This window comes from Spirosoma gilvum (assembly GCF_054776815.1).
Genome location: NZ_BAAHBH010000011.1, coordinates 49,545 through 64,446, shown reverse-complemented (window position 1 = coordinate 64,446; position 14,902 = coordinate 49,545). Strand labels below are relative to the sequence as shown.

General features: G+C 48.0%; 8 protein-coding genes. 2 read left to right on the top strand and 6 right to left on the bottom strand.

The window, feature by feature from the left end; translation table 11 throughout:
• Positions 1-62 precede the first annotated feature (62 nt).
• From ACYVFD_RS26050 to ACYVFD_RS26025, 6 genes are all read right to left on the bottom strand, one after another.
• A complete protein-coding gene (locus ACYVFD_RS26050) occupies positions 63-3,524 on the bottom strand; it encodes a carboxypeptidase-like regulatory domain-containing protein (protein WP_461093443.1) in 3,462 nt (1,153 codons plus the stop codon).
• 405 nt (positions 3,525-3,929) lie between these two features.
• Positions 3,930-5,744, bottom strand: a complete 1,815-nt coding sequence (locus ACYVFD_RS26045) for a RagB/SusD family nutrient uptake outer membrane protein (RefSeq protein WP_461093442.1) — start codon at positions 5,742-5,744, stop codon at positions 3,930-3,932.
• A 13-nt stretch (positions 5,745-5,757) separates the two neighbouring features.
• Positions 5,758-9,219, bottom strand: a complete 3,462-nt coding sequence (locus ACYVFD_RS26040) for a TonB-dependent receptor (RefSeq protein ID WP_461093441.1) — start codon at positions 9,217-9,219, stop codon at positions 5,758-5,760.
• A gap of 236 nt (positions 9,220-9,455) precedes the next feature.
• Positions 9,456-10,529, bottom strand: coding sequence for a FecR family protein (locus tag ACYVFD_RS26035; protein ID WP_461093440.1), 1,074 nt, complete (start codon positions 10,527-10,529; stop codon positions 9,456-9,458).
• Between the two features lie 256 nt (positions 10,530-10,785).
• Positions 10,786-11,376 carry an RNA polymerase sigma factor gene (locus ACYVFD_RS26030; RefSeq protein WP_461093439.1) on the bottom strand — a complete coding sequence of 197 codons (591 nt, stop codon included), beginning with the start codon at positions 11,374-11,376 and terminating at the stop codon, positions 10,786-10,788.
• Positions 11,377-12,014: 638 nt separating this feature from the next.
• Complete coding sequence (locus ACYVFD_RS26025) at positions 12,015-12,929, bottom strand: EamA/RhaT family transporter (RefSeq protein WP_461093438.1); 915 nt, start codon at positions 12,927-12,929, stop codon at positions 12,015-12,017.
• A 92-nt stretch (positions 12,930-13,021) separates the two neighbouring features.
• Between ACYVFD_RS26025 and ACYVFD_RS26020 the strand changes: the two genes are divergently transcribed.
• Together ACYVFD_RS26020 and ACYVFD_RS26015 are read left to right on the top strand one after the other, a co-directional pair.
• The gene (locus tag ACYVFD_RS26020; protein ID WP_461093437.1) at positions 13,022-13,693 is read left to right on the top strand and encodes a PorT family protein; all 672 of its coding nucleotides are present in this window, start codon (positions 13,022-13,024) and stop codon (positions 13,691-13,693) included.
• A gap of 83 nt (positions 13,694-13,776) precedes the next feature.
• A complete protein-coding gene (locus ACYVFD_RS26015) occupies positions 13,777-14,874 on the top strand; it encodes a serine hydrolase domain-containing protein (protein WP_461093436.1) in 1,098 nt (365 codons plus the stop codon).
• Positions 14,875-14,902: the final 28 nt, after the last annotated feature.

Genomic DNA, 14,902 nt, shown 5'->3' with positions numbered 1-14,902 from the left:
TTCAACCTAAGTACGTATGGACCTGCTTATAGCTAATGAGTGAGTTTAAAAAGCAGCTCTACCTATTTCTGAACCTGATAATCTAGCGTCCCGTATCCTGGTTGACCGGCGGGACTAATCCCTTCTGCTACAGCCCGAACATGGGTTGTCTTGTCGGAATTGTAGAATGTTACCGTTGCTTTGCCTGTCGCGTCAGTCCGTATGGACGGATTCCAGTAGAGTGTTGCCCGATTGTCGGGCATATTCGTTGTTGACTGGCTGGTGTATTGTGGTGAATAAAACTCCCGACTGACGGCATAACCAACGACCTGGCTAATGACCTGATTAATTTTTTTGTCTGGATCAAGTCCGCGCCGGGTAAGAATATTTATAACCCCATATTGTGCGTTTAATCCATAAATACCATATGTAGCCGGGTTTTTCAGAATATCAATTGCCTCAATGTCGTTAGGGTTAATTGTCGGTAATACAGCGTTACTGACCATCACACCATCTACAAGAGCCAGAGCCGTCCATCCTCCTCCCCGCAATGTAAACGCCTGGTTTCCATGAACATCGACTCCTATTCCAACACCGGCTTCCTGCCCGGTCATCATTTGGAAAATGGTTGGCACAGAGCGCATTTGGTCGGTAGCGACTACGGTGGCATCAGCAGTTCCATAGCTCTGCCGACGATAATCAATCCGACCGGCATCAGATCGTTTGGCTTTTACATTCACAGTCTGAAGCATTCGTCCCCCGTTTACACGTAGTTGCCTCGACACCTCTTGCTGTTCCAGCGCCTGATTGATCAGCTGCTGCCTGTTGGATAGGTTATTGACTGACAGAGAAGGCAATGCCACAAAATCAGGCAATGTGTTCGGTAACCAATAAAGCTGTACAGGATGGTTCATTTTCTCGTGGACAATGATGGTTGCAGTATCAGCAAACAACAGGTTCTTCAAAACAAACTGGCCTTCCTTATCAGGTTCAATAGTTAGTGGAACCAGATTCCGGTCAGTCTTCAACATGGCCGTCAGACCATCTGCTCCAACCGGCTTTTCAGTATCGATGCGCCCCCGTAAACTAATTCCTCTTTCTACATCAAATGCAGCCTGATGCACGCTATCACTCAAAATAGCCCGCCAGGCAAACCGTCGCCAGCCGTGTGTCAGCATTACGTAATCCAGATACTGTTTAACGTGGGCCCGTGTTGAGTCAAAATAAAACTCCGGCTCTTCAATATAGCCTCGCAAATCAGAAGTCAGCAACAGATAACTCCGCAACGTAGCGGCCTTCGGTTCCAAATTCAATGCCAGCGTTTGATCCGTTACAGCCAACGATAATTGGGCAGACACAGGTTTACCCGCACCGTCGGTGGTCGATACAGTTAGTGTAACCGGCTGGCGAGGCTGATAGGTTGGTTTATCCATTTGCATTCGAATACCCAATTGCCGATTCTGATTGATAAAAACCAACCGCTCCGCTATTGGCTGATTGTCAATATCAAACAACGTCAGGTGTAAAATGCCATCCTGTCGGATGGAATCATAGGGAATAGCCAGCAACATATCCGTCTTATTCGCATCTACCTTAGCCTGATAACAAACCTGCCCCCGCATGTGAGCAAATAAAGTTAGATAGCCTAGTTGTGGCTGACTATTGCGAATCTGTACACGTATCTGGCTTGGGTTAGTTACATTATCGACCGCCAGTTGATAACCTGTGGGCAAGGCATTGGGCAAGTCTACCGACGTTTGCTGACCATCTGTTGTCGTAGCCATTGCTTTGTAGTGTTGCCCCGGTTGAGGAGTCACAGAAAACATCCCCATGCCCAGGTGTAAGCTTCGAAAATCTGTCAGCGTATCGCCACGCTGGTTCGTCAGAACACCCGTTACACTCAAACTATGCCCCTGACTGTCAATCGCTTTAAAAGCTACCCGGCCGGGTAAGCCTATAACCAACTGCCCTCCTTCCGGGAAGACTTCCAGGTGCACCCCATCCGACTCATTCACCATACCTTTTACGGAACGACTGTTCCGGGGTTCGATCCAAATGCGTTTGCGAAAAAGAAACGCAGGATCGGTATTACGCATCCAATTTGTATAGGCCACCAGTTGGTAGGTTCCATTGGGTAATGAGTCTGACAACGTAATGTCGCCGGGAGCGTGGCCTGTACTATCGATATGTAAAATTCTACTTGCCATAAGCTTCCCTGTCGAGTCAAGCAGATTTACGTAAAGTGTTTGACTTAGCTGGCTGGGTGTATGCTGTGTCGCATCGAGCAAATAGGCATTAAACCAGAGCGTATCGCCAGCCACATACAGAGCACGATCGGTTTGAACATAGGCCTTCTCGGTGGTGTATAACATCGAACGTTCGGGCAGCGCATGCACAGGCACTGCATTATTGCTACTGGTCGCGCCTTCCGCCTGAATCGCTTTCCAATCGACGGGAAGCAGCGTCGACAGTCGATCATTGGCCAGTGAACCCTTCATTACTACACCATTAGGCACCGTGATCCACCCATCTGTCAACACCTGAATAGGCCCGTTTGGAAACGTAAGCTGTGTATAGGCATAACGAGCATCTGTATAGGGCGAGAAAAGCGATTTGGATTTCGTATAAAAAACTACCAGTGGTTTTGTTGATCCCAGCAGATGTTCAAAGGGCAGGACGCCAGGCTGTATCAATGTCGCTCGGTTTAGCGGGAGCAACCGATGGCCAATGGCTCGTTGTAAGGTGTTTGTATCGCTCGAAACAGGCATGGCTACCGTCGTATCTTCTTCAAATACCCGGAAACCTTCCTGCTCATAATCACCGGCAACCAGCGATGCCATCAAGTGTCGGACTGACCCTAAATAGGCGCGCATCTGATTTCGACGAAATCGAGCCGCCTGGTGTTCATTTGCAGCTTTGAGTTCCTGAAAATGAGCTGAACCACCATAATACACCTGTTTCGCTTCGCCATCGAAATAAGCCAGATCAAACCAGATTCGATACCCTAACGCCTGATTGTCGATCACCAGAGGCTCAGAAGCAGTAGCCTTTAAATGACCGGCTTCTTCAGTAAACTGAAGCACATCAGGATTCGTCAACACACATTGACTACCAAAGTATTCGCCAAACAATTGCTGTTGAAACTGCCGAAGTTGCTGTTGCCATTTCTTCTCATTCCGCTTGGCTTTCACCGTAACGCCTACTAAAGTTTGATCACTCGGTTTCAGACGAAACGTCAGGGGTGAATTTGTTCCCCGATTAATACGGATCGTCTGCCGGGTTGTTTGGTAGCCGACAAACGAAGCCACAACATCTACTGTTCCAACTGGTATATTGGTAAGTACGAAATGTCCTTTTTCGTCGCTAAGGGTTCCCTTAGTACTGTTGTTAAGATAGACATTCGCAAACGGCATGGGTTTATTTGTAGCCGCATCTATGACTGAGCCAGAGAGTGTAATTGCATTCTGCGCAAATACGCCAGGTAAATAACTTAGTAATAGCCCTAAAAGGGCCAGGCTTTTATAAGCTTGACGATGTGTGGACATACCTCCTTTCTAAATTATCAGCAATAGGTTAACACCCTTCAAATATACAATACTCACATGTAAGCATACTACGAGAAAGCCATTAAGTCTAACCGTTCATTAAGCGAAAACAAGGCACATCTATATCATTTCAAATTATTTGTCAGTGATACTTCTTAAAAGGGATTTGATTTGATGGCTAATAGTGGCCTATCCGCTTATGTGGCAAGATAGATCGCCAGTGTGTGAGCCATCAATTTGTTAATGACACGGCACATTAATCCCCAATTGGATTTAGTCCGAGTGTATTCTATATGGAACTAGCTAGCACTACTGGTTTAGTATACACTAAAAACAAGAAAAACGAAGTAAGAGGCTAAAAATCTTTAGTCCTCTTACTTCGTTTAACGAATTCAGCAAGTTTGATTAGTACCCCGGATTTTGCGGGAACTTAGGACCATCTACTACACGGTCAATTTGCGTTTGCGGGATAGGCCGTAGCATATGGAAATCCTGAATGTAGGGAGCCGCTTCCGGGTTCCAGGCTTTCACACGGCGTACCAGCGAGCGCGTACGAACCAGATCGTGCCACCGCTGCCATTCGCCGAAGAATTCGCGACTGCGCTCATCCAGAATAAAGTCGACGGTTACGTCGTCGGCTGTGATAGTCATGGCTGTCGCAGCCGCAGCGTTCTGAGCAGCCGTGTTCGTTTTTCGGTAAGCGGCCCGTTGCCGGACAACATTGATCAGAGAAGCCGCTTTAGCCGCATCGCCAGCTTTCAGATAAGCTTCGGCACCCGTCAAGTACACATCCGAAAAACGATATAGTACACAGGGGCGGGTCGATGGGTCGTTGAAGTTAGCACCCCGGCTGGGGTCCATGAATTTCTTCAGGGCCGGAAAAATGCCATTGTCCCACATGCTGGGGGGTACAACAAGGCCCTTAAATGGGCGCGTACCAATAAATTGTGGTGCCCCTTCAACTTCAAAGTCGGGGATCCAAACAGCGGTATCCGCCCCTGCTACCGTCGTATAGCTAATACCTCGTTTGTTATTGGCTGCTGTAGCACTGTTTGTAACCGAGATATTGGCAATATAAACCGTATAGAACGAATTCAGGAATCGGGAATCATTTGTTCGGTTCGTAAACGCCTGATCCAGAAAGTAATTCTTACCGGCGTTTGCACCTGTAGTCCATTTGTAGCTGTTCGGGCGCATCCGTACATAAGGACGCCCATACTGTGAATCCCGAGTCATCAGCGACGTACCACTATTAACGTATCCGCCTGTGGCACTTTTGAAGGAGTTGATTCCGCTATTATTCGGATAATTCCAGTTTGTAAACCAGGGGCTCAGGTTTTGGGCCGCCCCGCCACTGGCCGCTCCACCAACGGTATAGTAGCCATATTTGGGGTCGAGCACGTGGTCGCTGACAAACATGGTTTCTTTCCCATAATCATTGGCCGGTACGAACGCATCACCATAGTCCTGCCATAAATCAAGGCCGTACGTCGATTTATTGGCAATGATGTCTGCACAAATGGCAGCAGCCTGCGAAAAATCAGCCACTGTGTTGTTGAGCCAGCCACGCGTTAGGTATGCTTTTGCCAGCAGCAACTGAGCTACCGGTTTGGTAGCCGCTTTCCCCAGAAACGGAGCGGTTGGTGTATTGGGCAAATCGGCAGCGGCTTCCGTCAAATCCTGGATGATCAGCTTATAGACGTCGGCCACCGGCTGGCGCGATGCAGCCTGCGAAGGAACGGTAATAAATTCCGTGTGGAGTGGAACATCACCCCATGTCTGCACCAGATAGAAGTACCAGAAGCCCCGTAGAAATTTGGCCTGGGCCAGGTATTGTTTGCGGGTAGCCTCGGCCACATCAATCGTCTTCCCGTATTGGAGCACGCCATTTAAGGTATTAATATCCTGGAAGGCAACGCCCCAGGCTGCACCAAAGTTACTCCCGTTGATGCCATTATAGGTGTAGGCAACGCCACCACCTGAGCTAGCTCCCTGCAAAAACTCGTCGGTGCCAGCCTGCATTTCAACGGTGAATCCTTCCGTACCCCACTGAGATCGAATGTCATTGTATACCCCAGCAATACCTCCCAGCACCCCGGCAGCGCTATTGAAATAAGACGGAACGATTTGTGACTGTGGATTCTCCTCCAATATCTTTTCGCAGCCAGTGCTCATCAGAGCGGTAAGGCTAACGATGAATCCAATTTTTATTGCTTTCATAGAATGTCGACAGTTAGAATTTAAGATTGACACCGAACGTGAATTGCCGAACGGGCGGATTGTTGAGGTTTATGGCAATCTGACGCTGCTGCGTTGCTGTATCTGCATTCTGAGCGCTTACGGTAGAGCTAGCATACCCATTCCCTTCTGGATCAACAGTCAGTTTATCGCGAACCAACGGCGAATACAGAATAAGTGGATTGGTGACGTTCAGATACAGCCGGGCTGAGTTCATGCCCACTTTTCTAAGAAACTGCCCCGAAACGGTGTAGCCCAGGTTAATACTTCTGACTTTGATGAATGAACCGTCGTAATAACCCAGCGTCGAGGCAAAGTAGGAAACCGCACTCCCCGCATCAGGAGCCGGGAAGGCATTGGTCGGATTGGTTTCGGTCCAGTAATCAACTTTCACCTGATTGGAACGCGCTTGGTTGAAGAAGGCAAATCCACCGCCACCGCCCGAATTACCCGTCAGGTACGGCACAACTACTTTCATCCCCATGCGGGCAAACGTAACAATAGACAGATCGAAGTTTTTGTAGTTGAACCGGTTGGTCAGACCTGCTTCAAACTTGGGCTGGAAGTTACCCAGAATCTGACGGTCGGAGGGGTCAATCTTACCGTCGCCATTGACATCCTCAACCCGAATCTGGCCGGGGAATTGAACCGGAGAGGTTTGTTTGGCCAGCGTTCCATTTTCTTTATCGGAGGTTTGCCAGATACCGATCTTCTTGTAATCGTAAATGACCGACAGGGGCTGCCCAACAAACCAACCTGCGCCCACGTTTGACAGCTCGGTTGGGGTGGTGAGCTGGGTGATTTTTTCGCGGTTGAAATAATAAACGGCATCTACGCTCCAGTTAAAGCCTTTAGGATTTCGGAAGATGTCGACTGTCAGCGAAGTTTCCAGACCTTTCCCTTCGGTTCTGCCCAGGTTTTTGAGGGTCGACCCGGCCCCATTACTAGCGGGTAGGGGTACCGACAACAGAATGTCCTTCGTTTTCTGATGATAGTAATCAATCGACCCCGTAATGCGGTTATTCAGCACACCAAAGTCAAGACCAATATCAATCTGCTCCGTAGACTGCCAGCCTAAATTGGTAGCCGGAAGGCTGGTAACGGTATACGCCAACTGCTGACCAGCCGTGCCCGTTCCGAAATTGTAATAACCGGCCGACAAGGCTCCCAGTGTAGAGTAGGCTCCTACGTTTCGGTTACCCGACAAACCCCAACTTCCCCGTAGTTTCAGATTTGAAATCGTTGGAACACTTTTCATAAAGGGTTCCTCAATGATATTCCATCCTGCCCCAATGGCCGGGTAGTTAAAGTACCGATTGGCGGGCGAAAGCGTCGACGATCCATCCCGGCGTAACGTTAAGGTCAGCAGGTAGCGGTCGTTGTAGCTATAGTTTACCCGACCCATGTACGAAAGCAATCCGGTTTCTGAAAACGAATTACCAAAGTCCGAAGCCGCAACCGGTGTACCGGATGCCAGCGAGAAATTGCCCGTTTTAATGTAATCGGCCGGAACCCCCGTTATAGTAAAGCGGCTACCCAGCGAGTGGTTTTTGGTATATTCGTAGAGTGCCGTAGCGCCCAGTTTATGTTTACCAAACGTTTTGTCGAAATACAATAAATGCTGGAGGTTTACATCCCAGTATTCGGTATTGCTGATTTCGGCGTTGGACGACGACTGAACGGTGGCGGTGTTAAAATAGGTCAGTGGCCCATTGTAGCCATTGAAGTTCGACTGGCTGAAATTCAAACCCGCATTGAATCGGTAGCGTAAACCGGGCAGCAGGTTCACCTCAGCATACAGGCTGTTGAATGTCCGTATCGAACGCGTGGTGTTTAAATACGAATCTTTCTTGGTGATGATCGTCAGTGGGCTGATCCGGGCCGCATCAATAGAGCCTTCTGCCGGAAACAGGTTAACGGAACCATCCGCATTATAGGGCGAGGCCAACGGCGTCAAACTCACCAGTCCACCCGGAATTCCACCACCTCCTGGTGTGTTGGTATAGGTCAGCGTGTTGAGTGTATTCAAGCCAACCTTAATCCGCTTGCCAATGCGCTGGTCGATGGTAGCCCGAATGTTCACCCGGGTAAAATTCTGACCGGGAATGATCCCCGTCTCATTAAAATAGCCCAAGCCGAGTGAATACTGTGTATTTTCGACACCACCTGTCATGCCAAGTTGATGATTGGTCATGAAACCGGATTTGTAGATCAAATCCTGCCAGTCGGTCGAAACACCAGCAGCCAGGGCATCCTGCTCCTTCTGAGTAAGCGGGTAGGCTGTAGTGCCGGAAGCCGTCCGATTGTATTTTGTAGCATCGGCTTTAAATTGGGCGTATTCGGAGCCATTGAAGACATTGTATTTACCCATAATAGAGGTTACGCCATGATAGCCATCGTACGTAAATACAGGCTTACCCACTTTCCCTCGCTTGGTGGTTACCAGAATAACGCCCCCTGAACCTCTCGATCCATAAATAGCCGTAGCGGAAGCATCTTTCAGAATTTCCAGGTTAACGATGTCGTCCGGGTTAATGTCATTCAGCCCCCCATAGGGTATTCCATCGACTACCACCAGCGGCCCATCCAGGTTATCGCCCGTACCTGGGTTTGTGCTGCTGGTCAGCGTCCGATTACCGCGAATACGGATTTGTGGCTGTGCACCGGGTGTAGTTCCATTACTCACAATAGAAACCCCGGCTGCCCGCCCCTTTAGCTGATTGAGCATATTAGGCGCGGGAACTTCCTTTAATGTAGTCTCATTCACCGATGCGACGGCTCCAGTAATGTCGCGTTTGCGCTGCGTACCATACCCAACTACCACTACTTCAGTTAGCGTTTTGTCATCAGCAGCCATCGTGATATTAACGACCGACCGGGTGCCTACGGTTGCTTCCTGGGTCGCATAGCCGATGAATGAGAAAACCAGTACGGTACCAGCATCGTCGGGAGTCGACAGGCGGTAATTACCATTTACGTCGGTCGTGGTTCCCCGCGTCGTATTCTTGATCTGAATATTTACGCCAGGTAACCCCTCTCCAGTTTCGGCCGTTACCCGACCCGTGATCTGCCGATCCTGAGGTTGCTCCAGTTCAATGTCGCCAGAAGTTTTATCCTGAGGAATGGCAGTAGGGATAATTTCTCGTTTTATAACGATTTGCTGTCCTACTACCTCGTAACTCAAACTAAGAGGAGTTAGAATATGGTCCAAAACGAGGGAAAGCCGTTCGTTTTTAGCCTGATAATTAATTTTCCGTTTCGATTGGATGATTTCCCGGCTAAATAAAAATTGAACGTTAGCCAGTTTTTCAATTCGTTTGATCGTTGTCTCAACATCCTCATTCTGAGCGGAGATGCTAACGCGACGGGTTAAGAGTTCCTGGGCTTTTCCATCCAGGGCCAGGCTTGTATTGGCTAAGGCAAGCACTAATAGGAGTTGCAGGCTTGAAAATTTCATAATCCTGAGCCATACATTACGGTTCAATAAACAAGAATGCATAGGTTTGTAATTGGTGTTGGTTTCTGAGAAGAACTGACAATAATGCGCTATCCCTTAAGTAGAGGGAAAATGTGTGAGCAAGACACATTTAGGGCGATTCCGGGCGATAGTGTTGGTAGCACTATCGCTTTTTCGTTTAGAAAGAGAGACGATCTAGTGCATAAGCATACGATGGGTTATGGGTTAACAGGTAATTAATTACAGCCAGCGCTGTGGATGAGAATCTGGTTGTCAACAGTTTCGTAAGACGACTCGGTAGCCAGGCAGATGAGCCGGATTTTTTCGAGAAAAGGTACATCGTTGAGCTGCCCAGTAAATGTGCAGTTTCGCAATAACTGCTGATCGTAGCGGATAGGCATATGGTAACTGGCTTCCAACTGATCAAATACCGATGGAATAGGTGTATAATTGAATGTAAACTGCTGATTAACAATGGCACCAGGTTCCTCTTTCGATACAAAATGATCGTGCTTGATCACTTGCTTTGTCGTCGTTCCAAGTTTAAGTTCCTGGTTTACGGTTAGTAAAATCGGTTTATCGGGAGCGTTGGCCGGTGTAACGGTTACATTACCGGTTTTCACTTTAACATATGCGGTCGCTTCTCTGGCAAAAGAATGCACCTGAAAGCTAGTTCCCAACACTTTAGTAGTCAGGTTGGCCGTATACACAATAAACGGTTTGGCGGGATTTTTGGCCACTTCAAAAAAGCCTTCTCCCTGAAGATATACCTCACGCAGGGCATGATTGGTCTGTTTGCGAAAACGTAGTTCACTATTCGTCGATAGCAGGACAGATGAATTGTCGGGGAGCAATACCACCAGCGCCTGGCCTGTTACATTCTTCACAATCTTCCACTCTTTATCAGCCATAACCTGTTTAGCTCGCTCGTCGGATTTCGTCAATGGATTGAATACAGACTTACCCACTTGAAACCAGACTATCAAACCAATTACTGCAGCAGCACTTAACCAACGCCCCCAATACCGGTCCAGCAGCGGCTTGCTAACGGTAAACGGATCGGGCATCTGATCAATGATCTCCGCCGTTTTGACCTTTACCTGCTGGTCGGAGAGTGCTACGGGTTTACCTTGTAGGGCTAACAGGGTTGCTACGGCCTGCTCATACGTATCCCTTTTTTCAGGATGCTGAAGCAGCCAGGCCTGCCAGCGTATCCGGTCTTCGGTACGCCTTTCCAGAATCCACGCCCGAAACGCGTCGTTTTCCAGGAAATCCTCAACGGTCGACAGATTTTCGGGTAGGTGGTCCATTGGTACTTTTCTACTATTTTTATTGATAGTATGGAGAAGTACGCCAACGATACCCTACTTAAAGCGAATTTTTTTGAAATAAAATGCAAATCGCTGTTTAGCAGTCGATTTGCGTATGAAGTTGTTCTGAAATTTCCCTAATCGTGTCTTTTCTGTCATCCCTCCTTCGACTACGCGTCCCGGTCGGGATGACAGAAAAAGACTAGACCATTGCCGCGAAAGTTTAAACAGGTTCTTAGTCAATCAGCCACCGGGACTAAAAAAAGAGTTTGTTCACCAGAACACAGAGGGCCAGGAACGCGGGCGAAAGCCACCTACTTCGAATCTTATGGATGGCTTTCTGCAAGAAATTGGATACCGACTGGCGGTTTACGTTCATAACCTCGGCAATTTCGGGTATGGATAGATTCTCGTAGTACCGTAGATAAAGAGCCTCCCGTTCGCGAGTGGGTAGCGAAGCCAATAACTCCTGAATCGTATTGGTCAAACTGGTTAGTGATTCCCGTTGAATCAGTAAGGTTTCGGAATCCGTTTCTTCCGCTAATGAGCAGTCCCAATCCAATTCCTCCACCAACGCCCGTTTTTGCGACCGTAAGTGTAAAAGTATATGGTGTCGTAAGGCCTTGAACAGATAATGCCTGACGGATTCCGTCGGATTGATTTGGGTTCGATTTTGCCAGAGTTGTAAAAACAGATCCTGGATACAATCTTCTACCACCAACTCATCGACCATAAATTTTAGCCCATAGTGTTTCAGCGAACGATAATAGCGTTCGGCCAATTGGCCCAATGCGTGCTTATCGCCCTCCCGATATAACTGCCATAACGCCTGGTCCTGAAGAGTCATAACATTCTAAAAATCTATGCGTTGCCTGTTGATGATTGAATTGCGGTCAGAGGTTCACGCTCCAGAAGACTTTCATAGGCTGTTAACTCCGATCGAATAGGAGTGGATAATCTTTGCGCCCAGCCACTGGGAGATTGTGCTACCACACCAGAAAATAATGCTTATAAACCTCCCTCAGCGTTTGCTCCTCAACTGGATTAATTGGTTTGAAATACACAGTATTCAGAAAACGCCGGATAGTATAACATTGCATTTTTTTCTGTTGTGACCCAATCAAATTGCACTCCAGATACCATACTACGCCCAGGCCCTTGCAAAAGTGTCTTTTTGACACTTTTACGATTAAAAAAAATAGCTATTGATTTATAGCTAACCTATACAAATGCCCGAGATGAATGCAATTTTGACAATGCTCCAGCTCTTATCCTGCATAACTACAAGAGCTAATTAATAGACTCCTAGTTAATAGTACAATTTTACAGCGGTATAATTATAAATATACATATCTTTTTAACAAATACTGACTGTATTTTAACACATTTCATGGCCTTATAGCATCATTGGGCACAAATCGACAAATACACTGGGTAGTAGCTCGCCATTGATTATAAATTGACGTTGATCAGGAAAGGCAGCCACTATAAAAGCGACGCCAGTTCCTGCCAGGAAATCAGAACAATGGCTACCACAGCTAAGACCAATCCAATTTTGTTGGCAGTTGATAATGACTCTTTGAAGAAGAGAGCGGCCATGAGCGCAGCCAGTAGAATAACACCGATGTTGTAGACAGGATACACAAACGCCCCATTGCCACCAAACGCCGTCAAGGCCATCACCAGCGTATAGAAGCTCAAAAAATTGGGTACGCCGAGCGTTATAGCCCCGATCAGATTACGAGACTGAATTTGTTCCTTTCCCTGAATGAGTCGAATGACCAGCATCAACAAACCAGCTACGATAGCCCCAATCACCATGGTCAGCGTTACCTGAATGGTTTTGTCGGTAGAGGGAATATAGTGCAGATTCATGTAATTGATCATGGTATTAGTAGCGCCATAAAACAAAAACACCCCAACCGGCAACAGGACATTGGCCCCTAACCGGCTACGCTTCGTGCTGGCATCAGCGGCTGATTCTGACTTATACGTGCTTAACCCAACAGCTACTACAGCCAGTAACAGCCCGAGATAATTCAGGGTGTCAAATACTTTACCGCCCGTTTTAAAGACGAATAGGCTAAAACAGACCGGCACCACCAGCGAGAGGTTATTAGCCAAAGATGTAGCGGTAATTCCCATTCGTTGTGTCGATGCCCCCGAGAGCATGAACGTCAGAATAAACCCCACCCCCAACCCAAAGGCCAGCCAGGTCCAGGTTTGCGAGAAATCAATGGTAAACGATTGCCCGGCAGGCAGGAGGAGCAACCCGGTCAGAAAACAGACTGGGTAGTTGAACACTATAGCCTGAAACGTATCGACGTTGTAGCGGGGGAATACCCGGAAGTTCAGCAACAACAGCACCGAAAGCAGGATGCTAAGGGCTAAAAAGAGCATGGGTCTACGTGGGATTGGTAATTTTGGAGCTAAGTTAACCGGTCAAATCGGTTGTCGGTGTATCTTTCCAGTCCGAACCCAGCGGTTTCATTATGATCAGAACGTTGTGTCTTTTTCTTACCCTTCTGATTTCTCCAATTGCACTGGCCTTCGGTCAGAAAAAGCTGTCTCTTTCCGCAACGGTTTCTCCGACTTTCTCCCGCACGGTATATCAGTTCCGGTATCTTTACCCAGAAAGTGACGGGCAGATCGTAGAGCCTATTTTTCTGAATGGTAGCCGATGGGCATCTGGTTTTTCGGCGGGGGTATCGATTATTCACGATTACGCACCCGGCTGGTCGTACTCCTTCGGCATCTGGTTTCAGCAGTTGACCATCCGTCAGGACCGTCAGCCCACAGCGGGCGAAGGGACTGTTGCATTCCATAAACGAGTTGTTCGCTTTCCTATCCAGTTGAATTATTATTCGTCGCTGAAACGGCTATCCCCTTATTTTTCGATTGGTTTTTTAATCGACCTACCTATCACCTCACGGGTGGTTGTAACACGAGCCGGCGAATCGACGCAATATTTACGGTTACTGGATAAACCCCGGCCAATTTTCCTCGGCTTGTTAGGCGCCGGAATGCGCTACAAACTGACAGATCGGTATACGGTTTCGGCTCAACCGGTCTGGAGCTATAATTTTGGGCAATTAGGGGGTGCCAGTACGCATGATAGTTCCTTTGAAGTCAGTGTGCAGATGCAGGCAGCTTATGCATTTTAAAAACAGTAAAATCAGGTGCAACCCCATCTCGACGCATTGCATCTTTAGCCAAATTTCTGGCCTTCACGATGATGACATTTTTTATGATACTCTCCCGGCGTCTGTTTATCCTGGCTTTCTGGCTCGCTCCTACTCTGCTCCATGCCCAACCAAAACACCCCGAACAGAATTCCGCTCAGTTCGATGCGTTTATTACTCAGTTAATGAAGCGGGATAGCATACCCGGTTTATCCATCGCCATCCTTCGTCAGAACAAACTGGTGTACCACAAAGGCTACGGGCTCACCCGCTCCGATTCGACCCAGAACGTAACGGCTGAAACAATCTTCGAAGCCGCTTCACTCACCAAGCCTACCTTTGCCTATGCTGTGCTGCAGCTGGTCGAAAAGGGGCAGCTTGATTTAGACAAGCCCTTGTACGAATACCTCTCCTATCCCGATGTTGCTGCTGACGAGCGTTATAAAAACATCACAGCCCGACTGGTGCTCAGTCATCGAAGCGGTTTTCCGAACTGGCGTAAAAACCGACGTTCCGCTGAGCTTGCCATGCTTCGCACGCCCGGCGAACGATTTGGGTACTCGGGCGAGGGATTTGTGTATCTGCAAAAAGTGGTTGAAAAAATTACGGGCAAACCCATCAACGAGTTCATGGAAGAGCGCGTCTTAAGACCACTGGGCATGACCAATAGCGGTTTTGTCTGGAAATCGGCTTTCGATTCACACGTTGCCTTGCCCCATTATGAAGGCAATAATGTTGGTGAAAAGTATAAACCTGATCAGGCCAATATGGCTTACTCACTACAAACATCAGCCGATGATTACGCCAGATTCATTCAGGCTATTCTTACGCCAACGGGTTTGAAATCTGCTACCGTCGATCAGATGCTTAGTCAACAGACCCAATTACCAACCCGGTTTTCGGGCGATACCTTATCGAACCGGTTGTACTGGGGACTCGGCTTCGGGCTGGAACGCACACCCACCGATACGTATTTCTGGCACTGGGGCGACAATGGAGCGTTTAAATGTTATGTAGTCGGTAGCCGTAGCCGCAAAGATGCCGTTGTTTACTTCACCAATGCCTCAACTGGTTTGCGATTAATCAGCGACATTACCAACCAGGTGTTGGGCTATGACCCGGCAACGTCTGGTTTTCTTGGCTATCAATCTCCGAAAAAGTAACCCATCAAAGCAACCACCTTCTACTTTA

Coding starts and splice junctions, on each gene's coding strand:
- ACYVFD_RS26050 (WP_461093443.1), bottom strand. CDS start 3,524: ATGTCCACACATCGTCAAGCTTATAAAAGCCTGGCCCTTTTAGGGCTA.
- ACYVFD_RS26040 (WP_461093441.1), bottom strand. CDS start 9,219: ATGAAATTTTCAAGCCTGCAACTCCTATTAGTGCTTGCCTTAGCCAAT.
- ACYVFD_RS26030 (WP_461093439.1), bottom strand. CDS start 11,376: ATGACTCTTCAGGACCAGGCGTTATGGCAGTTATATCGGGAGGGCGAT.
- ACYVFD_RS26045 (WP_461093442.1), bottom strand. CDS start 5,744: ATGAAAGCAATAAAAATTGGATTCATCGTTAGCCTTACCGCTCTGATG.
- ACYVFD_RS26015 (WP_461093436.1), top strand. CDS start 13,777: ATGATACTCTCCCGGCGTCTGTTTATCCTGGCTTTCTGGCTCGCTCCT.
- ACYVFD_RS26035 (WP_461093440.1), bottom strand. CDS start 10,529: ATGGACCACCTACCCGAAAATCTGTCGACCGTTGAGGATTTCCTGGAA.
- ACYVFD_RS26025 (WP_461093438.1), bottom strand. CDS start 12,929: ATGCTCTTTTTAGCCCTTAGCATCCTGCTTTCGGTGCTGTTGTTGCTG.
- ACYVFD_RS26020 (WP_461093437.1), top strand. CDS start 13,022: ATGATCAGAACGTTGTGTCTTTTTCTTACCCTTCTGATTTCTCCAATT.